General features: G+C 73.7%; 19 protein-coding genes. 13 read left to right on the top strand and 6 right to left on the bottom strand.

Going from position 1 to position 26,464, the window contains the following annotated elements; all coding sequences use genetic code 11:
• The 10 genes from DFJ66_RS38015 to DFJ66_RS37970 are packed head-to-tail and all read left to right on the top strand — an operon-like array spanning window position 1 to window position 14,557.
• Entirely contained in the window at window positions 1-3,165 is a 3,165-nt protein-coding gene (locus DFJ66_RS38015; RefSeq protein WP_121228863.1) for a non-ribosomal peptide synthetase family protein, read from the top strand.
• The gene (locus DFJ66_RS38010; protein ID WP_170199923.1) at window positions 3,162-6,020 is read left to right on the top strand and encodes an amino acid adenylation domain-containing protein; all 2,859 of its coding nucleotides are present in this window, start codon (window positions 3,162-3,164) and stop codon (window positions 6,018-6,020) included. Before DFJ66_RS38015 ends, DFJ66_RS38010 begins: the two co-directional genes overlap by 4 nt.
• A complete protein-coding gene (locus DFJ66_RS38005) occupies window positions 6,017-6,763 on the top strand; it encodes a thioesterase II family protein (RefSeq protein ID WP_121228856.1) in 747 nt (248 codons plus the stop codon). Before DFJ66_RS38010 ends, DFJ66_RS38005 begins: the two co-directional genes overlap by 4 nt.
• Window positions 6,760-8,382: a condensation domain-containing protein gene (locus DFJ66_RS38000; protein ID WP_147459471.1), complete on the top strand. Its 1,623-nt coding sequence runs from the start codon at window positions 6,760-6,762 to the stop codon at window positions 8,380-8,382. Before DFJ66_RS38005 ends, DFJ66_RS38000 begins: the two co-directional genes overlap by 4 nt.
• A complete protein-coding gene (locus tag DFJ66_RS37995; protein ID WP_121228850.1) occupies window positions 8,379-9,584 on the top strand; it encodes an acyl-CoA dehydrogenase family protein in 1,206 nt (401 codons plus the stop codon). The genes DFJ66_RS38000 and DFJ66_RS37995 overlap by 4 nt, the downstream gene beginning before the upstream one ends.
• 3 nt (window positions 9,585-9,587) lie before the next feature.
• Window positions 9,588-10,583, top strand: a complete 996-nt coding sequence (locus DFJ66_RS37990; RefSeq protein WP_121228847.1) for an ornithine cyclodeaminase family protein — start codon at window positions 9,588-9,590, stop codon at window positions 10,581-10,583.
• Window positions 10,580-11,467, top strand: coding sequence for an ornithine carbamoyltransferase (locus DFJ66_RS37985; RefSeq protein WP_121228844.1), 888 nt, complete (start codon window positions 10,580-10,582; stop codon window positions 11,465-11,467). The genes DFJ66_RS37990 and DFJ66_RS37985 overlap by 4 nt, the downstream gene beginning before the upstream one ends.
• Window positions 11,460-12,665 (top strand): condensation domain-containing protein, encoded by a 1,206-nt coding sequence (locus DFJ66_RS37980; RefSeq protein ID WP_121228841.1) that lies wholly within the window; start codon window positions 11,460-11,462, stop codon window positions 12,663-12,665. The genes DFJ66_RS37985 and DFJ66_RS37980 overlap by 8 nt, the downstream gene beginning before the upstream one ends.
• Window positions 12,666-12,674: 9 nt before the next feature.
• Window positions 12,675-12,863 carry an MbtH family protein gene (locus DFJ66_RS37975; RefSeq protein ID WP_121228839.1) on the top strand — a complete coding sequence of 63 codons (189 nt, stop codon included), beginning with the start codon at window positions 12,675-12,677 and terminating at the stop codon, window positions 12,861-12,863.
• Window positions 12,860-14,557, top strand: coding sequence for a non-ribosomal peptide synthetase (locus tag DFJ66_RS37970; protein ID WP_170199921.1), 1,698 nt, complete (start codon window positions 12,860-12,862; stop codon window positions 14,555-14,557). Before DFJ66_RS37975 ends, DFJ66_RS37970 begins: the two co-directional genes overlap by 4 nt.
• Window positions 14,558-14,569: 12 nt before the next feature.
• Here the strand turns inward: DFJ66_RS37970 and cph are convergent, their stop codons facing one another.
• Together cph and DFJ66_RS37960 are read right to left on the bottom strand one after the other, a co-directional pair.
• A complete protein-coding gene (cph, locus tag DFJ66_RS37965; RefSeq protein ID WP_121228831.1) occupies window positions 14,570-15,406 on the bottom strand; it encodes a capreomycin phosphotransferase in 837 nt (278 codons plus the stop codon).
• Window positions 15,407-15,454: 48 nt separating this feature from the next.
• On the bottom strand, window positions 15,455-16,390 hold the full coding sequence (locus DFJ66_RS37960) for a helix-turn-helix domain-containing protein (protein ID WP_121228828.1): 936 nt from the start codon (window positions 16,388-16,390) through the stop codon (window positions 15,455-15,457).
• Between the two features lie 105 nt (window positions 16,391-16,495).
• Between DFJ66_RS37960 and DFJ66_RS37955 the strand changes: the two genes are divergently transcribed.
• Window positions 16,496-17,482: a saccharopine dehydrogenase NADP-binding domain-containing protein gene (locus DFJ66_RS37955; protein ID WP_121228826.1), complete on the top strand. Its 987-nt coding sequence runs from the start codon at window positions 16,496-16,498 to the stop codon at window positions 17,480-17,482.
• Here the strand turns inward: DFJ66_RS37955 and DFJ66_RS37950 are convergent, their stop codons facing one another.
• Window positions 17,483-17,959 carry a hypothetical protein gene (locus tag DFJ66_RS37950; protein ID WP_121228824.1) on the bottom strand — a complete coding sequence of 159 codons (477 nt, stop codon included), beginning with the start codon at window positions 17,957-17,959 and terminating at the stop codon, window positions 17,483-17,485.
• Window positions 17,960-18,344: 385 nt separating this feature from the next.
• On the opposite strand from DFJ66_RS37950, the gene DFJ66_RS37945 reads away from it, so the two are divergent.
• Window positions 18,345-20,345, top strand: coding sequence for a cellulose binding domain-containing protein (locus DFJ66_RS37945; RefSeq protein ID WP_121228822.1), 2,001 nt, complete (start codon window positions 18,345-18,347; stop codon window positions 20,343-20,345).
• A 119-nt stretch (window positions 20,346-20,464) separates the two neighbouring features.
• Window positions 20,465-21,268 carry an LURP-one-related family protein gene (locus DFJ66_RS37940; protein ID WP_121228813.1) on the top strand — a complete coding sequence of 268 codons (804 nt, stop codon included), beginning with the start codon at window positions 20,465-20,467 and terminating at the stop codon, window positions 21,266-21,268.
• A gap of 47 nt (window positions 21,269-21,315) precedes the next feature.
• Here DFJ66_RS37940 and DFJ66_RS37935 read toward each other — a convergent pair whose 3' ends face one another.
• The 3 genes from DFJ66_RS37935 to DFJ66_RS43170 all read right to left on the bottom strand — a co-directional run bounded on the left by DFJ66_RS37935 (window position 21,316) and on the right by DFJ66_RS43170 (window position 26,347).
• Window positions 21,316-23,211: a glycoside hydrolase family 84 protein gene (locus tag DFJ66_RS37935; protein WP_121228810.1), complete on the bottom strand. Its 1,896-nt coding sequence runs from the start codon at window positions 23,209-23,211 to the stop codon at window positions 21,316-21,318.
• Between the two features lie 63 nt (window positions 23,212-23,274).
• Window positions 23,275-24,777 carry a C40 family peptidase gene (locus DFJ66_RS43175; RefSeq protein WP_170199919.1) on the bottom strand — a complete coding sequence of 501 codons (1,503 nt, stop codon included), beginning with the start codon at window positions 24,775-24,777 and terminating at the stop codon, window positions 23,275-23,277.
• Between the two features lie 31 nt (window positions 24,778-24,808).
• Window positions 24,809-26,347, bottom strand: coding sequence for a hypothetical protein (locus DFJ66_RS43170; RefSeq protein ID WP_170199917.1), 1,539 nt, complete (start codon window positions 26,345-26,347; stop codon window positions 24,809-24,811).
• Window positions 26,348-26,464: the final 117 nt, after the last annotated feature.

Raw genomic sequence — 26,464 nt, 5'->3', positions numbered from 1 at the left:
ATGACCCAGGTCGACTTCACCCGGTGGGACCTGCGCACCGACGCCGAAAAAGCCGCGCCGACCGTCCTGAGTGGACCGCCGCCGACGTGGTCGCCCGACACCACGTTGGTGCGGCTGGTGCTGGAGCAGGCCGACCGCACCCCGGACGCGGACGCGGTCCGCATCGGCCCGGACGCCCTGACCTACCGCGACCTGGCCGCGGGCGCGCGGCGGGTCGCGGCCTGGGTGGCCCGGCAGCCGCACACCGGGCCGCCGCGCGTCGGCGTGCTCGGCGAGCGGGCGCTTTCGACCTACCCGGTGCTGCTGGGCGTGCTGCTGGCGGGTGGCGCGTACGTGCCGCTGGACCCGGCGGCACCGCCCGCCCGGCTGCGCGCGGTGCTGTCCCGGGCCGGCGCGCACGCCGTGGTGACCACCGCCGAGAGCTGGGCGCGGCTGGAGCAGCCGGGGCTGCCCGCGCTGCTGACCGACCAGCCGCTGCCGTTCCAGCGGTCCAAAGTGGACAGCGGGCGGGTCGCGGTGCTGGCCGGTCTGCCCGACGCCGGTGAGCCCGCCGGGCCGGCGCCGGACGACGTGGCCTACGTGATCTTCACCTCCGGCTCGACCGGCACGCCCAAGGGGGTGGTGGTCGAGCACCGGGCGGCGGTCAACCTGACCTGCTGGGCCCGCGACCTGGTGCCGATGGGGCCGGGCAGCCGGGTCACCCAGAACGCGTCCCTGCACTTCGACGCCTCGGTGCAGCAGATCTTCCCGGCGCTGGCGTCGGGGGCGACGCTGTTCCCGGTGCCGGAGAAGGTGCGGCTGTCCGGGCCGGACCTGGCGGCGTGGCTGGCCCGGCACCGGATCACCCACTGGGACTCGGTGCCCTCGCTGTGGACTCCGGTGGTGGAGCACCTGGCCGACCGGATCGCCGCCGGGGAACGGGTGCTGCCCGACCTGCGCGCGGTGCTGCTGGCCGGCGAGCCGCTGCCGGCGCGGCAGGTGGACCGGTGGCGGTCGTGGGAGCAGGGGCACCGGCTGTTCAACGTCTACGGGCCGACCGAGGTCACCGTGAACGCCACCGCGTTCGAGGTGACCGGGCCGGTCGGGGCGGTGGTGCCGATCGGGCGGCCGTTGCCGGGGATCACGGCGTCCGTGCTGGACGCCCACGGCAACCCGTGCCCGGTGGACGCCGATGGTGAGCTGTTCCTGGGCGGGGTGGGGTTGGCTCGCGGCTACCTGGACGACCCCGAGGGCACCGCGCGGTCGTTCGTGGAGCGCGGCGGCGAGCGGTTCTACCGGACCGGTGACGTGGTGCGGGTCGGCGCGGACGGGCTGCTGGTGTTCGTCGGTCGCCGGGACGACCAGGTCAAGCTGAACGGCGTCCGCGTCGAGCCGGCCGAGGTCGAGCACGCCCTGCTGGCGCACCCCAGGGTGACCGAGGCGGTCGCGGTGGTGCTGCGCGAGGAGGGTCGGGCCGAACTGGTGGCGTGCGTGGCCTCGGCGGTCGAGCTGTCCACTGAGGACATTCGCGCCGGGTTGGCGGAAGAGCTGCCGGCGGCGCTGGTGCCCTCGCGGGTGGTGGTCGTGGAGTCGTTGCCCCACAACGCCAACGGCAAGATCGACAGGGCAGCGTGCGCGGAGCTGGCGCGTGATCTGGCCGGCTCTGAAGGTGGCTCCGGGCCGCTCGGGGCGACGGCGGCGACGCTGCTGGGCATCTGGCGGGCCGTGCTGGCCCGCGACGACATCGGTCCGGACGACGAGTTCTTCCAGGTCGGCGGCAACTCCATCACCAGCATCCGGTTGCGCCGCGAGTGCGTGGAGGCCGGGCTGCCGATCCGGGCGGTGGACGTGTTCCTGCACCCGACCGTGCGGCGACTGGCCCGGTACGTCGACGACAACCGGACCACGCTGGCCGCCCGCGCCCGTCCCGCGCCCGACGAGTCGCCCACCGATGGCGAGTTCCCGTTGCTGCCCGCCCAACGGCCGCTCGCGTTGGCCGCGTTGTTGAGCGACGGTGGCGCGCAGCGCGGGCTGGTGCAGGAGACCGTCACCTACGCGGCCCCGCTGGACGTCGAGGCGGTGCGCGGAGCACTGGAGGTGCTGCTGGAGCGGCACGAGGTGCTGCGGACAGCGGTCACGCCGGGCTTGGCGCAGCGGGTGCTGCCGAAGGTTCCGGTGCCGTTGGAGGTGGTGGACCTGACCGGGGTGGCCGACCAGTGGGGTGCCGTGCTGGAGGCCGCGGACCGTGATTACGCGACCCCGTTCGACCTGGGGTCCCCGCCGCTGCTGCGGGTGTGGGCGTTCGACCGGGGCGAGGTGTTCTCGCTGACCTGGACGCTGCACCACGTCATCTCGGACGGGTGGTCGTGGGAGATCGTGCAGCGCGAGTTCGACCGCCTGCACGTGTCCCTGCGCGCCGGCCGCTTCCGCCCGCTCCCGCCGCCCACACTGCCGCTGCGCACGCTGGCCCGCCGGCTGGGCACGGGCGGCACGCCGGACCCGGAGTGGCTGACCCGCCTGACCACCACCCCGCCGCTGCGACTACCCGCCGAAGGAGCGCAGAACACCGGCGGTGAGCACCTCGAGTGGCCGATCGACCCCGAGACCCACCGCGACCTGACCGCCCGCGCGCACGCCGCCGACGCCTCGCCGGCCGCGATCCACCTCCTGGCGTTCACCGAGGCCCTGCGCCGCGTGTGCCGGCAGGACACGTTCGCCATCGGTGTCGTGTCCTCCGGCCGCAACGTGGACGTGCCGGGCGTGGACGAGGCCGTGGCGTGCCTGGCCCGGACCGTGCCGCTGCCGGTGGACACCGCAGGCGACGCCGAGGACCGCCTGGCCCGGCTGCACCGGGACCTCGCCGTCGTGGTCGGCATGGACGACGTCGACACCGACGCGCCGGACGTGCCGCCCGAGGTCCGCCACCCGGTGGCGACCTTCGTCTTCCAGAACTACCCGGACGCGCCCGTGCCGCCCGGCCACCGGCCGCTGCCCGAGGTGCCCGAGCAGGGCCGCTGGCGCGAGTCCGGCTCCGACCCGCTGGCGCTGGTGTGCTTCGAGGACGACGGCGTACCCGGCTGCCGACTGGAGTTCGACACCGCCGCGGTGTCCCGGGCGACCGCCGACCTGCTCGCCAGGGAGATCCGCCGGGCCCAGAACCGACTCGCGAGGGGGATGCAGCCGTGACCGCGGACGCCGCGCTCGAACCCGACGAACGGGCCGCCTGGCTGGCCTACAACGACACCGCCGAGGACTTCCCCGGCCCGCACCTGCTCGCCCGCCTCGACGCCGTGGCCCGGCAGCACCCCGACCGCCCCGCCGTCCAGGCCGACGACGGCGTGTGGTCCTACCGCGAACTGCACCGCCGCGCCGACGCCGTGGCCGCTTTCCTGGCCGCACAAGGCATCCAGCCGGGTTCGGTGGTGGCGATCGCGGCCACCCGCACGCTCGCCCCCTACGCGGCGCTGCTGGGCGTGCTCAAGGCCGGGTGCGCGTACGTGCCGGTCAACCCGGACGACCCCGCCGACCGGGTGGCGTTCGTGCTGGCCGACGCCGGCGCGACCCCGCTCCTGCTGGACACCGACCCGGCGGGCCTGCCCGACGCGCCCGCGCCGGACGTGCCGCACGAGCCGGACCGGGTCTGCTACGTCATCTACACCTCCGGCAGCACCGGCCGCCCCAAGGGCGTGGTGATGGGCGAACACGCCGTAGACAACCTCACGCACTGGGTGGTGCGGCGGCACGACGTCCAGCCGGACGACCGGCTCGGCCAGACCGCCCCGCTGACCTTCGACCCGTCCGTGCAGCAGGTCTTCCCCGCCTGGACGACCGGCGCGTGCCTGGTCACCGTGCCCGACGACGTCCAGCGCGACCCGGCAGCCTTCCTGGACTGGCTGCGCGCCGAACGCGTCACCCACCTCGACCTGGTGACCTCGCACTGGGTGCACCTGCTCAACGCCGCCGAGGCACGTCCGGTCACCCTGCCGAACCTGCGGTGGATCATCATCGGCGGCGAGACCTACTACTACCACCAGACCCACCGCTGGCACCGGGTCGTGGCCTCCCCCGCCCGGCTGAACACGATCTACGGCCCCACCGAGGCCGCGGTCAACGCCACCGAGCACCTCACCGAGCCCGAGCTCGACCACGGGCAGGTGCCCATCGGCGTCCCGCTGCCCAACTACCGCCTCTACGCCCTGGACGACGACGGGCGGCTGTGCCCACCGGGCATCACCGGCGAACTGCACATCGCGGGCACGGGCCTGGCCCGGGGCTATCGGTCGGAGGAGGCCACCGCGAAGGCGTTCCACCACCTCGAAGTCCACAGTGGACGGATCGAGCGGCTGTACCGGACCGGTGACCTCGCCCGGCTCGTGCGCCACGCCGACCGGTGGGTGCTGGAGTTCCAGGGCCGGGTGGACAGCCAGGTCAAGATCTCCGGCTACCGCGTCGAACTGGAGGAGGTGGACGCGGCGGTCAAGGCCGTGCCGGGCGTGCGGGACGCGGCCGTCGTGGTGCGCGGTGAACCGGCCGAGCAGCTCGTGTGCTGCTACGTCGGCGATGTGCCCCCGGACCGGCTGCGGACCCACCTCACCGAACGGCTGCCCACCTACCTCGTGCCGCACCTGCTGGTGCCGGTGGACGCGCTGCCGTTCACCCGCAACGGCAAGATGGACACCACCGAGCTGACCGCCCTCGTGCGGCGGTTCGCGCACGACTCCGCCGGCCGCGCCCCGCGCCCCGGCGTGGAGAGCGTGATCGCGGCGGTGTGGGCCGAGGTGCTGGACCTGCCGGAGGTGTCGGCGGACGCGGACTTCCTGGGCCACGGCGGGTCGTCCCTGCTGGCGTTCCGGGTGGTGGACCGGCTGCGCCGGCGCGGCATCCGGGTGCGGCCGGCCGACGTGCTGCGCGAGCGCACGGTCGCGGGCCTGGCCGCCGTCGCCGAGGAAGACTTGGTGCTCACCCCGGCCACGCGACTCGCGCTGCGCCGGCCCGGCGGCAATGCCGCCCTCGACATCGGTCTCCCCGCCGACGTGCCCGCCGAACGCGTACGGGCCGTGCTGGAGGAGATCGTGCGGCGGCACCCCGTGCTGCGCGCCCGGATCGACGACGACGGGCCGCGCGCGGTGCCGGTGGACCGGTTCGAACTGCACGCGCTCAACGGTCCGGTGGACGACGCCAAGGCCCGGCTCGCCGAGTCCACCGACCTCACCACGGGCCTGCCCACGGCCGCCGCACTGGTGGCAGGCCGGCTCCTGGTGTCGATCCGCCACGAACTGGTCGACGGCTCGGCACTGCGCCGCGTCGCCGAGGAGCTCGCGGCGGGTCTGGGCCGCGCCCCTCAGCCCCGCTCGGTCGTGCCGGTCGCCGAGCAGCCGCTGGGCGGACCGCCGCCGGACGGCCTGCGCGGACACCTGATCCGCTTCCGCGAAGCCGAAAAGGCGGCGCTGGCCGTGCTGCCGCGCGAGCACCGCGACCGGGTGGTGGAGGTCGACCTGGGCCACGCGCCCGACGCGCTGCTGGACACCCCGCCGACCCGGTGGCACGCCCGCCTGGTCGCCGCCGCCGCGACCGCCGTGCGGTCCTGGCTGGGCCTGGTGGACGTGCCGGTGAGCGTGCCCCGGCACTGGCCGGGCGCGGGCGACTCGGTGGCGAACCTGGCCGACGTGCTGCCCCTGGTGGTCGCGGACGACGACGAGGCCGACGCGCAGTGGCGGCGCTTCGCCGACCCGGGCGTGCACTGGGGCGCGGCGCTGCTGGACACCTGCCCGGACCTCGCCGACGACTGGCCGGCGCCCCGGATCGCCCCGCACGGCTCGTTCCGGCTCGTGGTGACGGCCGACGAGGAGCCGCTCGCGCCCGACCTGCCGCTGCACGAGAGCCCCACGGCGTTCGACCCGACCTCGGCGGGCGCGGTGGAGTTCGCGGTCGTCGCGGGCGAACGCTTGCGGCTGCACGTCACCGGCTGGGACCTGCCCGCCGACGACGTCAAGGCCGTGGCCGCCGGCTGGGTCGAGGCGCTGGCGGGTGAGCGGCCGTGACGCCCGACCCGCACTGGCTGCGCCCGGTCGGCGGGCGGTCCGGCGGCCCGGTGCTGCTGTGCCTGCCGCACGCGGGCGCGGGCGCCCTCGCCTACGCCGGCTGGGACCGGCAGGACGCCTTCGACGTGGTGGCCGTGCAACTGCCCGGCCGTGAGGACCGGTTCGCCGAGCCGCCGATGACCGACCCCGAAGCACTCGTGTCGCGGATCGCCGACGCGCTGGGCGACCTGGCCCACGAGCCGTTGGCGTTGTTCGGGCACAGCCTGGGCGCGCTGCTCGCCCACGACCTGGCCCGCGAGTTGGACCGCCGGGGCGCGCCCGACCCGCTGCTGCTGGCGGTGTCCGGGCACGTGCCGCCGCACCGGCTCGACCCGCACCGGGCGCGCGACCGGTCCGACGCCGACCTGATCGACCACGTCCGCGACCTCAACGACGACCCGCTGGACGACGTGCTGGCCGACCCGGAGTGGCGCGCGATGCTGCTGCGCCCGCTGCGCGGCGACCTGGCCCTGCACGACGCCCACACCCACCGCCCCGGCCCCCGGCTGCGCGTGCCCGTGCTCGCGCTGACCGGCACGGACGACGCCGCCACCCCGCCCGAGGACACGGCGGCGTGGGCGGAGCTGACCGAGGGGCCCTTCACCCACCGGGTCCACCCCGGCGGGCATTTCTACCTCCGCGCAGCCAGGTCGGCCGTCCTCGACGACCTCGCGCACCACCTCGAAGGAGCGTGGCGACCATGACCACCACCCCAGCCACCACCGGCACGGCCCCACCGGGCCGCGCCGAGATCGTGACCGCCGTGACATCGGTGTTCGCCGAGGTGCTCGGCGCACCGGACGTCACCGCCGACAGCGACTTCTTCCTCCACGGCGGCAACTCGCTGCTGGCCATCCGGGTCGCCGGGCGGGTCGGCCGCAGGCTGGGCCGGCAGGTCCCGCCCGCCGGCGTCCTCAAGCACCCGACCCCGGACCTGCTCGCCGCCCACCTGGAGGAGGAGTTCCGCGGTGGTGGTGCCCCGCCGATCCCCGCGCCGCGCCAAGGGGCGGAGGCCGACCGGCGGCCGTCCACCGCGCAGGAACGGGTGTGGCTGCTGCACCAGCTCGACCCGGACCGGCTCGACCACCTGATCACGGTGTCGCTGGACGTGGACGGGGTCGTGGACCCGGCGGCGTTCACGGCGGCGTGGACCGCGGTCGTGCGCCGGCACGAAGCCCTGCGCAGCCGGTTCGTCAAGGCCGACGACGACCGGGTCGCGGTCGTGGTGGACGCCGAGGCCGCGCCGGAGATCAGCGTGCTGGACCTCGCCCGCTTCCCCGCGCCGGTGCGGGACAAGCTCGCCGACGAACGGGTCCGGCTCATGCGCACCACCCCGATCCGGCTGGACACCGGCCCGCCGGCCCGGTTCGCGCTGCTGCGCCTGGCCGACCGCCGGTACCGGATCGAGCTGGCCGTGCACCACATCGTGTGCGACGGCTGGAGCCTGGACACCCTGCTGGCCGACTTCCTCGACGCCTACGGCCGCGCGCTGGCCGGCCGCTCCCCCGCGCTGCCGCCGCCGGCGGTGGGCTTCGCCGACTTCGTGGCGTGGGAACGGGACGTGGAGTCCTCGCGGTGGCCGGACATGGCCGTGCGGCTGGCCCGGCGGTTCGCCGACCGGCCCGCCGACCTGCCGCTGCCGGTGGACCCGGTGGACGTGCCGGCGCACGAGGACGGCGACGACGTGACCGTGCACGCCCCGCCCGGCCTGGCGGCGGCCGTGGAACGCGCGCGAACCTCCTACGGGCACACGGCGTTGACGTTCCACCTGACCGCGCTGGGCGTGCTGCTGGCCCGGATCACCGGGGTGGACGACCTGGTGGTGGCAGTGCCGGTCGCGGGACGCGCGCAGACCGAGCACGAGGACCTGGTGGGCCTGTTCGTCAACACGGCCCTGGCGCGGATGCGGTTGGGCGGCACCTCCGACGTGCGGGTGCTGCTGGACCGCAACCGCGACGAGGTGGACGAGCTGGTGGACTGCCAGACCTTCCCGTTCGACCGCCTGGTGGACCTGCTCGGCGCACGCCGCACGGGCACCCGCGTGCCGCTGGCGCGGGTGTCGCTGGCGGTGCAGAACTTCGACGACCCCGGCACGCCCGCGCCCGAGCTGGGCTTCACGTGGCAGTTCCGCGACCCGCCGGAGCGGCAGAGCAAGTTCGACCTGGCCTTCACCGTCTCCGACACCGACGGCCTGCGGCTCACGGTCACCTACCGGCCGTCCCTGTTCCGCCGGGCCACCGTCGCCGCGTGGGCCGGCCAGTACCTGGTGGCGCTGGAGCACGTGGTGCGCGGGGTCGCCGATCCGGGAGGGAGCGCGCGGTGAAGCTCAACCGCCAGCACGAACTGTTCCGCGAGTCGGTGCGCATGGTGCTCGACCGCGAGTGCACCGCCCAGGTGGACGGCTGGGAGCGCGACGGCGTCATGCCCGTGCACCAGCTGTGCAAGGCCTTGGCCGCCGAAGGGCTGCTGGGGCTGACCATGCCGGTGGAGGACGGCGGGCTCGGCTTGGACCTGGGCTACTCCTACGTGTGGGCGCAGGAACTGGGCCGCGTCCCGGCCGGCGCGCCCGCGATGGCGTTGTCGGTGCAGACCGACATCGTCGCGCCGCTGCTGGCCCGCGCCGGCACGCCCGAGGTGCGCCGGGACGTGCTGCGGCCGGCCATCCGGGGCGAGTTGGTGGCGGCGCTGGCCGCGACCGAACCGGCGGGCGGGTCGGACCTGGGCGCGCTGACCACGACCGCCGTGCGCACCGAGCGCGGCTTCACCGTCAACGGCACCAAGGCGTTCATCACCAACGGGTCGGTCGCGGACTTCGCCGTCGTGCTCTGCCGGACCGGCGCGGCGGCCGGCATCGGCGACCTGGCGCTGCTGGTGGTGCCGACGAACCTGGCCGGGGTGCGGCAGGTCCGCCACACCGGCAAGCTCGGCCACCGCTCGTGCGACCACGGCACCCTGACCTTCACCGACGTGGAGGTGCCCGCGGCCTACCTGCTGGGCGAGGTCGGCGAGGGCTACGAGCTCCAGACCCGCACGTTCACCCGGGAACGCTGCTTCCTGGCCGTGGTCGCCCTGGGCCAGGCCGAACGGGTGCTGCGCGCGACCGTCCACCACGCGCGGCACCGCCGCGTCCTGGGCCGCGCGCTGACCGACCACCAGGCCATCGGGTTCCGGCTCGCCGAACTCGACGCCGAACTGGACCTCGTGCGCGGCTACGCGGGCGAGGCCTACCAGCTGCTCGCCGACGGCGCGCAGTGCCTGCGCGAGGCCAGCATCGCCAAGCTGCGCGCCACCCGCCTGCTGCGCGAGGTCGCCGACCTCGGGCTCCAGGTCCGGGGCGCGGCGGGCTACCTGGGCGCGGCCGACTCCCCCGGCACGGCGGGGTCCCCCGGCGGGGCGAGCCACCCCGGCGCGGACGACGTCGAGCGCAGCTACCGCGACGCCCGCGCGGGCAGCTTCGCGGGCGGCGCCGACGAAGCGCTGCTGCACCTCATCGCGGGCCACCTGACCAGCACCGAACAGGAGTGAGGCATGACGCCGAGGGAAGAACTGCTGTTCCTGGACCGGGAGACCGTGCGGGCCTGCGTCGCCGGCGTGGACCCGGTCGAGGTGGTCGAGTCCGTGCTGCGCAGCCACGCCGCCGGCCGCACCACCCTGCCCGCCGAGGGCTACCTGCCGTGGGAGAACGACCAGGGCGCGTACTGCCGGTCCATCGCCATGCTGGGCGCGGTGGACGGCGAACGCGGCCCCACCTACGGCATCAAGCTGATCAACGCCGCCGTGTCGAACCCGTCGATCGGCCTGGACCGGGCCGGCGGCTGCGGGTTCCTGTTCGACCCGGAGACCGCGCGGCCGGTGGTGCTGGCGGAGGCGGCCTACCTGTCCGGACTGCGCACCGCCGCCTACACCATGTCCAGCCTGCGGCACCTGGGGCCGGAGGGGTTCGACGCGGTGAGCTTCATCGGCGCGGGGGCGCAGGCGCGGGTGCACGCCGAGCTGCTGGCCCGCTACTTCCCGGCCGTGCGCGAGCTGCACGTGTTCGACACCGACCGTTCCCGGGCCGAGGCGTTCGCCGGCGCGTCCGGGCACACCGTGCACGTGCACTCCAGCGCGGAGGCCGCCGTGCGGGCGAGCCATGTGCTGGTCACGTTGACCACCGTCAACGACGGGTACATCCCGCACGACTGGTTCCGGCCGGGGTCGTTCGTGGCGCACGTGTCGCTGGACGACCTGCTGCCCGAGGTGTTCTTCAAGTCCGAGGCGCTGTTCGTGGACGACCTGGAGCTGATCCGGGAGAACCCGCGCCGGGTGCTGGGCGCGCTGCTGGCCGCCGGGGACGTCCCGGTCACCGGGTCGCTGGGCGGGGTGCTGACCGGGGCGGTGGCGCCCGTGCGGCCCCGGGACGGGCTCGTGGTCAGCAACCCGTTCGGCATGGCCGTGCTGGACGTGGGCCTGCTGGCGGAGGTCGCCGCGCACGCCCGGTCCGCCGGGCTGGGCACGACCCTCGACCTGTTGGGTGCGGCATGACGGGCCTGTACTCCCTGGCGGACCTGTCCCCCGCCGACGTCCTGGCCTTGGCGGATCGGTCGGTGGAGCTGCACCGCGACCGGACCGCGCACGACCGCCCGCTGACCGACCTGGTGGTGGGCACCCTGTTCACCAAGACCTCCACCCGCACCCGGACCGCGTTCACCACGGCTGCGCTGCGGCTGGGCGCGTCGGTGGTCGCGTTCGGCCCCGGCGAGCTGCAAACCGCCACCGGCGAGTCCACATCGGACACCGGTCGGGTCCTGTCGGCGATGCTGGACGGGTTGGTCGTGCGCACGGCCGGGCCGGTGGCCGAGCAGCGGGAGCTGTCCGGCGGCGGTGTGCTGCCGGTGGTCAACGCGATGAGCCGCGAGGAGCACCCGACGCAGGGCCTGACCGACCTCGCGGTGCTGCGCCACCACTTCGGCGACCTGACCGGCGTGCGGGTGCTGTACGTGGGCGAAGGCAACAACACCGCCGCCGCCCTGGTGCACGCGCTCGCCGCCGTCCCCGGCTGCGAACTGGTGCTGGCCTGCCCGAAGGGCTACGGCCTGGCCGACCCCGGCCCGTGGCGGGAGGTCTCGGACTTGGCGGACGTGACCGGGGACGTGCACGTCGTCTACACGACCCGCTGGCAGACCACCGGCACGGCCAAGGCCGACCCGGACTGGCGGGAGGCGTTCCGGCCCTTCCACGTCGACACCGCGCTGATGGACCGGTGGCCGGACGCGGTGTTCCTGCACGACCTGCCCGCCCACCGGGGCGAGGAGGTGGCCGGCGCGGTGCTGGACGGCGCGCGGTCGCTGGCGTGGACGCAGGCGGCGATGAAGGCGGCGAGCGCGATGGCGGTGCTGGAGCGGTTCGTCGGGGGTCGTCGTGCTTGACCTCTCCCCCGCGCAGCACAGCCTGTGGGTGTTGCACCAGTTGGACGACAACGGTTTCACGCTGTCCTCGGCGCACCGGTTGCGCGGCCCGTTCGACCTCGGGGCGTTCACGGCGGCCGTGGACGCGGTGGTGGCCCGGCACTCGCCGTTGCGCACGCGGTTCCCGGTAAGGGACGACGGCGGGCCGGACCCGGTGGTCGATCCTCCAGGACCGGTGACCGTCGAAACCGTTGAGGCGGAAGGCTTCACGGCCGCGCACGCGGAGGCCGTGCGGTTCTGCACCCGGCCGTTCGACCTGGGGCGTGAATGGCCGCTGCGGGTGCTCGTGGCTCGTCTGTCCACAGAGGACCATGTGGTGGCGTTGGCGGTGCACCACATCGCCTGCGACGGCGTGTCGCTGGGGCTGCTGCACGACGAGCTGTCCCAGCTCTACGGCGGTGCGGAGTTGCCGCCCGTGGCCGACCACCGGGAGCTGCTCGCGCGGCGCGTGGTCGACCCGGCGGCGGTGGCCCGGTGCCGGGACCGGTTGGCGGGCGTGCCGCCGCTGGCCGCCGACCGGCCGCCGGTGCGGTCGGGCAAGGGTGACCAGGTGTGGTTCACCGTGCCCGCCGACCTGACCGGCGCGGTACGGGCGTGCGCGCGGCGGCACCGCGTGACCGCGTTCATGGTGCTGCTCGCCGCGTTCCAGCTCGTCCTGCACCGGCGGACCGGGCAGGTGGACTTCGCGGTCGGCGTGCCGGTGGCCGGGCGGGGCGACCCGGACAGCGAGCACGTGATCGGCCTGTTCACCAACACCGTCGTGGTACGCGCCGACCTGGGTGGCGGGCCGTCCACCGCCGAGCTGCTGCGGCGGGTGCGGGAGGCCGCGTTCGCCGCGTTCGCCGACCAGGACGTCCCGCTGGACGCCGTGGTGGCGGCCGTGGGCGAACCACCTGACCCGGCGCGCACCCCGTTGTTCCAGGTCCTGTTCACCTTCCAGGACGCGCCGGTCGGGCGGTTGGCGCTGCCCGGCGTGCGGTGCGTGGAACTGGACCTGCCCGCCGGCACCGCCGCCTCCGACCTGGAGCTGGAGCTGGTGCGCGACGGCGACGAGCTGGCCGGGTCCCTGGAGTACTCGACCGACCTGCACGACAGCGGCACGGCCGCGGCGCTGACCGCCGACTTCCTGGCCGTGCTGGACGAGATCACCGCGGAATAGGGGGAAGACGTGGACACGTACCTGGTGGTCGTCAACCACGAGGAGCAGTACTCGGTGTGGCCGGCCGACCGGCCGCTGCCCGCCGGGTGGCGCGCCGAGGGCACCTCGGGCGACAAGGAGCAGTGCCTGGCGCACATCGAGACCGTGTGGACCGACATGCGCCCGCTCAGCGTCCGCCGCCGAGCGGAGGCGGTGTGACCGCCCTGCACCGCCTCGAACGGCTGGCCGGCGCGCGGCCCGACGCGCCGGCGTTGCTGGACGAGGAGACGGTGTCCTACGGCCGGTTGTGGCGTGAGCTGACCGGTGTGGCGGGCGCGTTGCGGGCGGCGGGCGTGCGGCGCGGGGACCGGGTCGTGGTGCCCGCGGACCGGACGTGGCAGGGCATCACGTCGATGCTGGGCGTGCTGCGGGCCGGGGCGGCGTACGTGCCGGTGGACGCGAGCGACCCGGTGGACCGGTTGCGGCACGTCGTGCGGACGGCGGGCACGCGGTGGGCGACCGGGCGGGCCGAGGCGCTGGCGGCGTTGCCGGACCTGGGCTTGCGATCCATCCCGTTCGGCTCGGCATCGGGTTCCGTGGGCGGGTTGCCCGATCCTGAGGACTTGGCGTACGTGATGTTCACGTCCGGGTCCACGGGCACGGCGAAGGCGGTCATGGTGCCCCACCGGTCCATCGAGCACGCCGCCCCGTCCCTGGCGCGGCGGTGCGGCATCCGGCCGGACGACCGGTTCCTGAGCTGGGCGTCCCTGGTGTGGGACACCAGCGGCGAGGAGCTGTACTCGACGCTGCTGTCCGGCGCGGGCCTGGTCCTCGACCGCGAGGCCACCTCCGGGTCGGTCCCGGCCCTGCTGCGTGCGGTCGAACGGCGTGAGGTGTCCGTTGTGGACCTTCCCACCGCGTTCTGGAACCAGGTGGTCGACTACCTGGAGACCACGGGTGCGGCGCTGCCTGAGTGCCTGCGGCTGGTCGTCGTGGGTGGTGAGGAGGTGCGGGCGCGGCAGGTGCGGGTGTGGGCCGAGCGCGCGCCGAACGTCCGCCTGCTCAACACCTACGGGCAGACCGAGACCGTCATGGTGACCCACGCGGCCGACCTCGGCGGCCTGCTGCCGCCGGACGGGGGCGCGGTGCCGATCGGGCACCCGCTGCCGCACGTCCGCCAGCACCTGGAACCGGTCGGTGACGGCCTGTTCGAGCTGCACGTCGGCGGCCCCTCCCTCGCGTGGGGCTACCGGGACCGGCCCGCGGCGACCGCCGAGCGGTTCCTCCCCGACGAGCGCGGGCGGTGGTTCCGCACCGGCGACCTGGTGCGGGTGGCCGACGACGGCGCGCTGGCGTTCGTGGGCCGGGCGGACCGGCAGGTCAAGGTGCGCGGGGTGCGGGTCGAGCCGGCCGAGGTCGAACGCGCGCTCATGGCGTGTCCCGGGGTCACCGCGGCGGCGGCGTTCGCGGTGGACAACGCGTCCGACGGCGTCCTGCTGGTCGGCGCGTTCGTCCCCGGCGACGCCGACGCCACGCCCGCGACGGTCGCCGCGGCGCTGCGCACCCGGCTGTCGCCCGCGCTGCTGCCGCACCGCCTGGTATCCGTGCCGAGCATGCCGCTGCTCACCACGGGCAAGATCGACCAGGCGGCCTTGGTCGAGCGGTTTGCGCGGTCCGACGTCGAGCCGGGCGACGGTCTGGCCGGGCAGCTCGCGGTGGTGTTCAGCGAAGTCCTCGGCACGCCGTGCGCGGCCGACGACGACTTCTTCGACCAGGGCGGCGACTCGGTCGTCGCGACCCGGCTGCTGACCCGCATCCAACGCAGCTACCGGGTGGAGCTGACCTTCCGGGACGTGTTCGACCACCCGAGCCCGACCGCGCTGGCGGCCCTGATCAGCCGGACCTCGAGGTGAAGCTGACGGTTGTCAGCGGTAGCCGGTCAGGCCGTCGTCCAACTCCTCGTCGTCCCCGTCCTCGGCCCCCGCCAGGGCCTGCTGGAGCGCGAACGTCCCCTGGTAGGCCCGGATGCGCGGCCAGGCGTCCTCCGCCCCGAGCAGCGCCACGACCCGTTCCAGCAGCGCGGTGCCGTAGCTGGCGCCCACCGCCGCCAGGTCCTCGGCGGGGTCGCCCACCTTGGCCTCGTCCCAGTCCACGATCCCGGTCAGCTGGGGCAGCTCCTCCACCTGCTGCCACAACACGTTCTCGCCGCCCAGATCGCCGTGCACCAACCCGGTGGCGACGTGGTCCAACCCCACGGCCGCCGCCAGCTCCCGCTCGGCCCGCGCCCGCCCGTCCGCCGACATGAGCGGGAACAGGGTCGTCCGGACGCGCCCGGCGAACTCCGCCCACCGCCCGGGGTCGGCGAACGGCACCACGCGCCCCACCTTCTCGACGTCGGCCGCCGCCAGCGCCCGCAGCACCCGGGCGAACTCGGCGGCCACGACGTCGACCACGTCCGGCGAGGTGGCGTCGGCGCGCTCCAGCGGGGTGCCGTGCAGCCGGCTCAGCACGAGGAACCCCTCCGGGCCAACCTCCGACAGCGGCACCGGCACCCCCACGCCGAGGTCCGCCGCGTCGATCGCGGTCAACACCGCCGCCCGTGCGGGCAACTCGGCCGCCGCGGCGGCCGTCTTGGGGAACCGGAACACCCGATCGTGGGTGATCAGCACGTCGTGGAACTGGCCGCTGTGCACGCTGACGTCCGCGAGATCGACACCGGGACAGGCGCGCTGGACCACATCGACGTAGTGGGACAAGGTCATGTCCCCACATAGTGCCGCTCGCCGTCGCCGCCCGCGACCTGATTCGGGTCAGGGCCTGAAGGTGCGGCGGTAGGTGTCCGGGGGGACGCCGACCGTGCGGTGGAAGTGGCGGCGCAGGGTGGTGGCGGTGCCCATGCCGGCGGCGGTGGCGATCTGCTCGATGCTGTCGTCGGTGGTTTCCAGCAGCTCCTGCGCGCGGCGGATGCGTTGGGTCTGGAGCCATTGCAGCGGTGTGGTGCCGGTGACGTCGTGGAAGTGGCGGGTCAGGTGGCGGGAGCTGAGGTTCGCCCGGCGGGCCAGGTCTTCGACGGTGAGGGGCTGGTCCAGGCGTTGCATGACCCACGGGAGGAGGTCGGCCAGCGGGTGGTCGTCCTGCGGGGGCACGGGGGTGGTGACGTACTGGGCCTGGCCGCCTGCCCGGTGGGGTGGCACGACCAGGCGGCGGGCGACGACGTTGGCCACGACCGAGCCGTGGTCCCGGCGGACCAGGTGCAGGCACAGGTCCATCGCGGCGGCTTTGCCGGCGGAGGTGAGCACGCGGCCGTTGTCCACGTAGAGGACGTCCGGGTCGACCGTCACGCGCGGGTAGCGCGCGGCCAACTGGTCGGTGTGGGCCCAGTGGGTGGTGGCGCGGAGGCCGTCCAGGAGGCCGGCGGCGGCCAGCACGAACACGCCCGTGCACAGGGACACCACCCGCGCCCCGGACTCGTGGGCGGCGCGGACGGCTTCGACCAGGTCGGCGGGCGGGTCGGCGTCCACGTCGGCCAGGGCGGGGACGAGGACGGTGTCGGCGTCGACCAGGCGGTCGAGGGCGTGGTCGGGGTCCAGTCGGAAGCGGCCCACGCGGACGGGGTGGGTGCCGTAGACGGCGACGTCGTACCACGGGGTGGTCACGGCGGCGGGTGGGTTGCCGAAGACCTCGTAGGCCAGGGCCAGTTCGAAGTGGAGCATGCCGTCGGTGGCGGCGACCGCGACTGAACGCATGTCGGAAATTGTACGGGTCGTGTCGTTTCGGACACTGGGCACGGACGACGTGCGCGGACAGGATTGCCCGTAGATCACTTCTTCGAGATGCCGGGAGCGGGCGCAATGGGTCGGAACGTGGCGGTCTTCGGGGCTTACGGGCACACCGGGTGGTTCGTGGTCGCGGAGTTGCGGGAGCGCGGGCACGTCCCGCTGCTGCTGGGCCGCGACCTGGACAAGCTGCGGGCGTTGGGCGCTTCGGAGGCGCGGCAGGCCTCCGTGGACGACCCGGCCTCACTCGACCGCGCGTTGGCGGGCGCGGAGGCGGTGATCAACTGCGCGGGACCCTTCGCTGCGACGGCCGGACCGGTGGTCGAGGCGGCGTTGCGCGCGGGCATCCCGTACGTGGACGTGGCGGCGGAGATCGAGGCGAACGTCGACACGTTCACGCGGTTCGCGGGCCACACCGGTGTGGTGGTGCCGGCGATGGCGTTCTACGGCGGGCTCGGCGACCTGTTGGTGACCACGGTGATGGGTGACTGGACGTCCGCGGACGAGGTGCACATCGCCTACGGGCTGAGCAGTTGGCACCCCACCACGGGCACGGTCCAGTCGGGCGTGGTGTCGGGGCAGCGCCGGGGTGGCCGGCGGGTCCGCTTCACCGGGGGACGGCTGGAGTACCACGACGACGCCCTGTCGACCCAGCGATGGCCCTTCCCCGCACCGCTGGGGCCGCGGGAGGTCATCGCCGAGTTCACCATGGCCGACGTGGTCACGATTCCGTCCCATGTGGACGTTCCCGAGGTCCACACTTACATGTCCGCCAACGCGGCAGCCGACCTCGCCGGCGGGACGTCCCCGACCGCCGTGGACGACCGGGGCCGGTCCGCGCAGACCTTCGTGGTGGACGTGCTCGTGCGCTCGGGCGGCGCGGAACGCCGGATTACCGCGACCGGACAGGACATCTACGCCATCAGCGCGCCGCTGGCGGTGGAGGCGGTCGAGCGCATCCTGACCGGGCGCACCAAGGCGACGGGGGTCGTGTCGGCGGGTGCGGTCTTCGACGCTCCCGACTTCCTCGACGCGCTGTCCCCGCACCTGACCGTGCGGTGATCAGACGCCCCGGTTGCGGCTCCACGCCAGCGCGTACTGGATCTCGTGCATCGCCGCGACGACATCGGCCTCGTTGCGGTACCACCGCGCCAGGCGGAGGTGTTGGTAGAACAGGGAAGTCCTGACCGGGACGCTGTGGTGGGGCACGACCCACAGGGAGCCGCCGGCGATGAAGAACCCCTCCGGGCGGACCTCGACCCCGGCGATCTCGTGCCAGGCGAAGGTCCTGGTCCGCAACAACGACCGGTCCCGCAGACCGATCTCGCTGATGCACAGGCCGACGCGCCGGCCGCGGAACACCACTGCCACCCACACGAGGATGAAGGCCACGCCGCGGACACCGTCCCAGAGGACGATCTCCAGAGCCACCAGCACCGTCGAGATCGCGAGGAGGGCCACCAGGGACGCGGTCCTCATGGTGATGTCGAGCGGCAGCGGCGCGAGTTGCCGCCAGTGGACGTCGTCACGCGATCCCATGGATCCCCTCCGGCTCCTCGGAACCGGAGGTCTCCCCGACCACCCGTGGGTGGTGCCGTGACCGAACCGCTGCGGAGCGGTCGACATGACGATCACGGGCCGGGCGGGTACTCCCCTCCGTGCGCACCACTATCGGTCAGGCCGTGGCTTGCGGTCAAGCGGATGCCACGCCAAGTCCTGGGGCTGGGCGGGCACGCACGTGCGAGATCGACGGTCCGACGCGGGTCAGGATGGTGCCCGGTGCTCGCGCTCATGACCGAAGGACTGTCCAACCACGCCGCCGTCCTGGCCCACCTGGCGGTGCGTCCTTCGGCCTGATTGACAACGATCACGGCGGCCCCCAGTCTGGGAGCGCTCCCAGCCATCTGCGTCGACGAGGACCCCGATGAGACCCACTCGCACCGCCCTGGTCGCGGCGGCCGGCTTGCTCGCCGCGCTCGGCACCGCCGTCCCGAGCGCCGGAGCCGACACCGCCGTCACCGTCACGGTCAACGCCCGCGCCGGGCTGGAGACCGTCCACGACGCCGCGATCGGCGTCAACCACGCCATCTGGGACCCGCAGCTGGGCACCAACGCGGTGGCCGACCTGCTCAAGGACGCCGGCGTCCGCGCCATGCGCTACCCCGGGGGGTCCTACTCCGACATCTACCACTGGCGCGACCACACCGCGCCCGGCGGGTACGTCGCCCCCAACACCGACTTCGACACCTTCATGGCGGGCGTGCGGCGCGCGGGCGGGCAGCCCATCGTCACCGCCAACTACGGCACCGGCACGCCCGCCGAAGCCGCCGAGTGGGTCCGCTACGCCAACGTCGAGAAGGGCTACGGCGTCAAGTACTGGGAGATCGGCAACGAGAACTACGGCAACGGCCACTACGGCGCCAACTGGGAGGCCGACGACCACCCGGACAAGAGCCCGGCCCAGTACGCGGCGCTGGTCAAGGAGTACGCGCAGGCCATGAAGGCCGTGGACCCGACCATCCAGGTCGGCGCGGTGCTCACCACCCCGGGCGAGTGGCCCGACGCCATCACCGCCGCCGGGGACGCCGGGTCGTGGAACCAGGTCGTGCTGTCCACCGCCGGGCCGTTCGTCGACTTCGGGATCGTGCACTGGTACCCGGGCGGCACCTCCGACGCGCAGGTGACCGCCAAGACCGACCAGATCGCGCTGGCGATGCGCCTGGTGCGCGAGCAGTCCCGCCAGTACGCGGGCAAGGAGCTCGCGATCGCCATGACCGAGGTCAACACCTCCTACGGCCGCAACACCCAGCCCGGCGCGCTGTTCGCGGCGGACTCCTACGCCACCCTGCTGGCCGCCGGTGTGTTCACAGTGGACTGGTGGAACGTCCACAACGGACCCGGGAAGGTCACGGAAGTGGCCGGGCACACCGACTTCGACGACTTCGGCCTGCTGTCCAGCGCCGGCTGCGTCGGTGACGTGTGCCAGCCCGCGTTGAACACGCCGTTCGCGCCCTACCACGGCCTGTCGATGGCGTCCCGGTTCGTGCGGCCCGGCGACCAGCTCGTGGCCGCCTCGGCGTCCGACCCGCTGGTCCGCGCGCACGCCGCCCGCCGCACCGACGGCGGCCTGTCGGTCATGCTGGTCAACCAGGACCCGGCCGCCGCGCGCACGGTGTCCCTGCGCTACGCGGGCTACTCCCCCGCCGGCGACGCCCAGGTCCTGACCTTCACCAACGGCGACAGCGGCATCACCACCACGACCGGGACGTCCGGCACCGCCACCCTGCCGCCGTACTCGATCACCACCCTGGTCCTGCGCCCGTCCGGCGCCACCACCGGCCCGGCCGCGCCGCCGCGCCCGGCGCTGTCCGCGGCGACCGACCGCACCGCGACCCTGACCTGGCCCCCACCGCCCGCCGGCGTGAAGTACGAGGTGCACCGGCACGACGGGACGACCGGCTCGCAGTGGGGCGAGACGACCGGCACGACGTTCACCGCCTACAACCTCGTGCCCGGCACGGACTACACGGTCAACCTGATCGCCCGCGACAGCGCCGGCCGCGTGTCCTGGTCCTCACCGCCGCTGACCTTCACCACCGGCGCGCCCACGTCGTCCTCGTGCAAGGTGCAGTTCCGGGAGACGACGAACTGGGGCAACGGCTACGTCGCCGAGGTGACCGTCACCAACACGGGGACGGAGGTGCTGGACGGCTGGTCGCTGACCTACACCTGGCCGACGACGTGGCAGCAGGTCAGCAGCGGGTGGAACGCCACCTGGACCCAGAGCGGCACCACCGTCCGGGTCGACGGTGCGGGCAAGCTCGCGCCGGGCGCGTCGGCGACGGCCGGGTTCGTCGGGGCGTACCAGGGTCCGAACGTGGCCCCGCGGACGTTCACGCTCAACGGCGTCCCCTGCACGGCCTGACCCGACCCGCGCGGCGGCCCGGGACCCCTCCCCCGGGTCCCGGGCCGTTCCCGCGCGGTCGAGGCTCCTTCTGCCCCGATCGGGGCCGGTCGGGGGCGTTTCGCGGCTACAGTGCCGGCATGACCAACCCTCAACCCGGCTGGTACCCGGAGCGGCCCGGCTCCCCGGTGGTGCGCTACTGGGACGGCAACCAGTGGACCCCGCAGACCCGCCAGGCCGACGACGCCAGCCCGTGGGAGGTGGCGCTGGACGGCGCGCACGACCCCAACCGCATCCGCGAGCAGCAGCGCCAGGCCGGCGTCGGCCAGGTCGGGCAGGGCGGCGGGACGCTGTTCACCGAGCCGGTGCTGGTGGTCAACCAGCGGGTGAAGCTGATCGAGCTGTCCAACGAGTACGCCGTCTACGACCAGCACGGCCGCCAGCTGGGCGCGGTGGTGCAGGTCGGGCAGAGCGCGTTGAAGAAGGCCGTGCGGTTCCTGGGCAGCTACGACCAGTTCTTCACGCACAAGTTCGAGGTCCGCGACGCCCACGGCCGCGTGGTGCTGCGCCTGACCCGCCCCGCCAAGATCGTGAAGTCCCGGATGGTCGTGGAGCGCGGCGACGGGGCACCCCTCGGCGAGATCCGCCAGGAGAACGCCATCGGCAAGATCCGGTTCGCCTTCGAGGTCGGCGGTCAGCGCATCGGCGGCATCCAGGCGGAGAACTGGCGCGCGTGGAACTTCTCCATCACCGACCACACCGGCGGCGAGGTCGCCCGCATCACCAAGACGTGGGAGGGCCTGGCGAAGACCATGTTCACCACGGCCGACAACTACGTCCTCCAAATCCACCGCCCCCTGCCCGACCCATTGCTGAGCCTGGTCGTGGCGTCGGCACTGACCGTGGACACGGCCCTGAAGCAGGACAGCCGCGGCTTCGGCTGAGCCCGGCGGCACCGGCGGGGGCACCCAGTCCCCCGCCGGGCTCCGGGTCACGGCCAGAGGTCGGGCGCCTCGCGGAGGAAGACGTCCAGCACGCCGTCGCCGACCAGGACCGGCCCCTCCAGGTAGGTCTCGCCCTCGGGCGACTGCACCGCCGCCGCCTGCGCCGCCAGGTCGGCGGCCTCGTCGAACCAGCGCCGGGCCCCGTCCTCGTCGCCGTCGACCCGCGCGGCCAGCGCGTTCAACGTCACCAGCAGCGAGTCCGACCACAGCCGGGTGGCGTCGAGCCAGGCGTCGGCGTCCCGGGCGAAGCCCTCGTCCACCGTGATCGCCCGGATGCGCTCCGGCGCCTGGTACAGCAGCCACGCGTAGTCCCACAGCGCGTCGACCGCGTCGTGCCCGCCGCCCGCGGCCCAGTCGCGGCGGAACCGGTCCAGGCGTTCGGCCAGCACCGGCGCCTGGTCCTGCCACGTGGTGTCCTCGCCGGTGACGGGCGCGAGGTGGTTGAGGTCGAAGAACGCCAGCAGCGCCGCGACGGTGTCGGGGTCGCCGCCGCCGAGCCACTGGGCGTACTGGCGGGCGTTGCGGACCGGGTCGTAGGCGGCCTCGTTCCAGGTGAAGTCCGCGACCCCGAACAGCACGACCTTGCTGGCGTGCGCGAAGTTCATCGGGTTGGCGGTGATGCCGGTCAGGTGCGCGGAGATCCCGGGCTTGCGCTCGGCGCAGGGGCCCAGCAGCAGCCGGCCGGTGGCCTCCGGGTAGTCGTTGACCGGGTAGTTGTCCCAGACCAGCGGTTTGCGCCCCCACACGGCCTCGGCGTCGGCGGCCTCGAACACCTCGATGGACGTCGGCGTGACGCCCACGCCGGTCCACATCAGCACCACGCGGCTGTCCAGGCCCGCGCGAATCGTGCTCTTGTACGGGGAGTCCTCGGTGTCCCAGTACTCCGTCGGCACCGTCTGCAAGGGCGCGACCCCCGGCAGGGGTGCCAGGAACTCCCGCTGCACCCGGTTGAGCAGCTCCACCTGCGCCCGCGCGGCGTGCTCGGCGTTCGGCGTCCCGTAGCGCTGCTGGTCGGCGGCGCAGTTCCACTTGTCGTAGTCGATGTCGTCCAACGGGACGGAGAACGACCGCACGCCCACGTCGTACAGGGACCGCAGCTTGGCCGTCAACGCCGTCCAGTCGGCCGAGCCGGAGTAGCAGATGGACAGTCCCGGCGCGAGGGCGTAGGTGAACCGCACGTGGTGGTCGGCCGCGCTGCGCGCCGACTCCGCCAGCTCCGCGAGCCGCGCCGCCGGGTACGGGGTGCGCCACTGGTCCCGGTGGTACGGGTCGTCCTTGGGCGCGTAGACGAACGAGTTGAACTTCACCCGCCCGGCGAACTCGATCTGGTCCAGCTCCTCCGCGTGCGTCCACTGTGGACCATAAGCGCCCTCGACCACCCCGCGCACCCGGTTCGACGGGTAGTCGGTGATCCGGACCGACGGGATGCGGCCGGGCAACATCAACTCCCACAACGTCTGCGCCGCGTGGTACGTGCCGTCACCGTCCGCGCCACCCAACACGACCTCGCCCGGGACGACGGACGCGAAGTAACCCTCGGCAGGCAGGTCGGACGGCACGGCGACGCTCGCCGACCGAACGTTGTCGCCGCTCGCCAACCCCACCCGCACGACCAGCGACGCGGTCTCCTCGCCGCCGTGGTCGACCACCACGACATCACCGACACCGCCGTCGTGCAACGCGTCGACCACCACCCTCCTGGTCGACTCGTCCGTGTCGGCGTCGGCCACCACGAGCACCTCCGCCGGCAACTCGACGTCCGCGCCAACCCGTTCGATCCGCTGGGGCGCGGGCCAGATCTCCGGCGGCTCGGCCGCCTGCGCGGGCGCCGGCACGACGACCGCCGCCGCCACCAGTGCGACCGCGAGCGCAGTTCTCCTCATGGACAGGTCCTTCCACGCGCGTAGCGGTGCGGGCGCCGGGGGCGCCCGCACCGGGGACTTCGACTACACCCGCACCGGTCGGTTCCGGTCGGCGCCGATCTGGAAGTCGGTCACCGAGTCCGGGTCGACCGGGAACCAGTCGGCCTGCAACGCGCCCTCCTTGACCTCCAGGTCGTCGCCCAGCAGGACCGCGACGCGGTCGCCGTCGATCTGGAAGCGGGTAACGCCGCCGGTGAGCAGCTGCTGCGGCGCGTCCAGGTCACCCTCGCGCACCCACAGGTCGCCGCCCTCGGTGAAGGCGATGCGCATGCCGTCGAGCTGGAAGGACGTCACCGAGTCGGTGTTCACGGTGTACCAGCCGGGGCCCAGGTCGCCTTCCTTCACCAGCAGTGCGCCCGACGACGTGCGTGCGGCCAGCCGGTCGCCGGAGAGCTGGTACTCGACCACGTCGTGCTCCTGGAACTCCGACGGCTCGTCCAGGTCGCCCTCCTGCGCCCACAGGTCGCCGCCCTCGGTGTAGGCGATGCGGGTGCCGTGCAGTTGGAAGCTGGTCACGCCGGTGGCGATGTCGGTCCAGCCGGGGCCGAGGTCGCCGGCCTTGACCTTCAGGGTGCCGTCCGGGGTGAGCACGCCCACGCGGTCGCCCTCGATCTGGAACTTGGCCGCCGGCGCGTCCTGCAACACCGCTTCCGACCCCAGTTCGCCCTCGGTGACGTACAGGTCCTCGCCCTCGGCGTAGGCGATCCGGTCGCCGTCGAGCTCGAAGGCGGTCACGGAGTCGGCGTCCACGGTGTGCCAGCCCGGTCCGAGGTCGCCGTCCTTCACCAGGAGGGCTCCCGCGTCGGTGAGGACGCCGACGCGCTCGTCCTCCAGCTGGAACTCCTTGACGTCGGACTCCTGGAACTCCGCCTCGGCGCCCAGCTCGCCGTCCTTGGCCCACAGGTCGCCACCCTCGGAGTACGCGATCCGGTGCGCGCCGGGCACGGGCCGGCTGGACGTGCCGCCGTGGTACAGGCGGATCGCGCCGTAGTAGTCGGAGTGGGTGCTCGTCGGGGCCACCCGGACCGAGGCGCCCGAGTACGGGGCCTCCACGATGTAGCCGCCCCCCAAGTACATCGCCACGTGGTGCAGGTTGCTGCCGTAGAACAGCAGGTCACCCGGCAGCAGCGGGTCGTAGCCCTCGGCGGCGGTGAACCGGTCCACCACGCGCGAGGACTGCCACTGGGTCGTGGTGATCCCGTTCATGATGTCCTGGTCCACGGCCAGGTAGTACGCGTAGCGGACGAAACCGGAGCAGTCGAGACCGAGGACGTGGCAGTCGTTCGGGGCGCCGTTGGCCGGGTCGCACAGCCCGTAGCTCGGGCCGGGTTGCCCGGCGTGGCCGCCACCCCAGGAGTACGGGGTGCCGATCTGGTCGCACGCGCGGGCCACGGCGTCCTGCGCCTCCTGCGCCGCGCCGTCGGCGAGCACGCCGCACGCCGGCGCGGCGGATGCGGTCGGCACGGCGGCCAGGTCGAGCCCGATGGCGCCGAGCACCATCGCCAGGGCGAGCAGCAATCTGGTCATGGTCGTTTTGGTCATGGTCATCCCCCAGGGGTCAGTGGCGGACGCAGTTGATGTCGGCGTCGGGGAGTTCGCCGCCGTTGAAGTAGCGGAGGGCGGCCTTGAAGTAGTCGCAGCGCCGGGCGTCCTCGGCGGGGCTGTAGTAGTAGCCGATGCCGCCGTCGACGGCGCCCATGTCGAGGTTGTCGGCCCACTCGTTCATCCGGGGCCGGGCCACCGTCCAGTACCACCGGGCGATCGGCGCGCTGTACTCCAGGGTCGCGGCGGCGTCCGGGTCGGCCATGAAGTCGTAGCCGAAGTAGTTGGTGATGTACTGGTAGTTGAAGTCGTTGCTGATCTGGATGAACCCGCGTCCGCGCCATCGCCCGAGCGACTGGTCGACCTCTCCGCGGTCGTAGCGCAGGCCGCTCTCCGCGCGGAGGGTGGCGATGAACGCCGCCATGCGGGCCGGCGTGGTGATGTCGCCGTCGTCCATGGCCTGGTTGAGGCTGTCCAGGCCCGCCTCGACGACGTCCGGGTAGCCGATGTACCCGTAGATCTCCTGGAGGTCGGCGAGGGTGACGTGCCGGCCGGACTTGATCGGCGCGAGCAGTTGGACGCCGGTCGCCGAGTCGGACTCGGCCTCGTACCAGCCGGGACCCAGGTCGCCCTCCTTCACCAGCAGGGCGCCGTCCTTGATCACCGCGACGCGGTCGCCGTCGAGGTCGAACGCGGCGATGTCCTCCTCCTGGACGTACGAGGCCGCGTCCAGCCCACCCTCCTGGGCCCACAGGTCGCCGTTCTCGACGTAGCCGATCCGGTCCGCGTCGAGCTCGAAGTCGGTGACCCCGGTGCTGATCGTCGCCCACCCGGGCTCCAGGTCACCGCCCTTGACCAGCAGCGAGCCGTCGTCCTTGAGCACGCCGACGCGGTCGCCCTCCAGCTGGAACCCGCGCACGCCGGTCTCCTGGTCGATCGACGGCGCGTCCAGCTCGCCCTCCTGCGCCCACAGGTGGTCGCCCTCGGTGTAGGCGATGCGGTCGTTCTCCAACTGGAAGTCGGTGACGTCGTTGTCGCTGATGGTGACCCAGCCGGGGCCGAGGTCGCCTTCCTTGACCAGCAGCGCGCCGTCGGGGGTCAGCACGCCGACGCGGTCGCCCTCGATCTGGAACTTCGCCACGACCGCGTCCTGGTGCACCACCTCGCCGCCCAGGTCGCCCTCGGTGATGTAGAGGTCCTGGCCCTCGGCGTAGGCGATGCGCCCGTCGCGGAGCTGGAAGTCGGTGACGGAGTCGGTGTCCACGGTGTACCAGCCGGGGCCGAGGTCACCCTCCTTCACCAGCAGCGAGCCGTCGGTCTTGAGGACCGCGACGCGGTTGCCGTCGAGCTGGAAGCGCTGGACACCGGACTCCTGGTCCTCCCAGTCGGCGTCCATCCCGCCTTCCTTGACCCGCAGCACGTCGCCGTGCAGCACGGCGATGCGGGCCTCCTGGAGGTAGGTCTCGGCCGAGGCGCCCGGCGGTGCGATGGCCGGGAGGGCGGCGGCGGTGACGGCCGCGAGGGCGGCCACCACCGGTCTGCGGAAGCGGGACATCTGCGTGGCTCCGTTCGGTTCGCGTCACGAGGTGGTGACCAGCCTCGGAGCGGGCGCCGACAGCACGTCGACCCGGCGCCGACACCCGGAGTCGGCGGGTTGTCGAAACCGCCTCGA

Origin of the sequence: Saccharothrix variisporea, from assembly GCF_003634995.1 — a bacterium.
Lineage (GTDB): Bacteria > Actinomycetota > Actinomycetes > Mycobacteriales > Pseudonocardiaceae > Actinosynnema > Actinosynnema variisporeum.
Note: the sequence above shows the minus strand (reverse complement) of the source record. Positions and strands in the feature narration are given on the sequence as shown.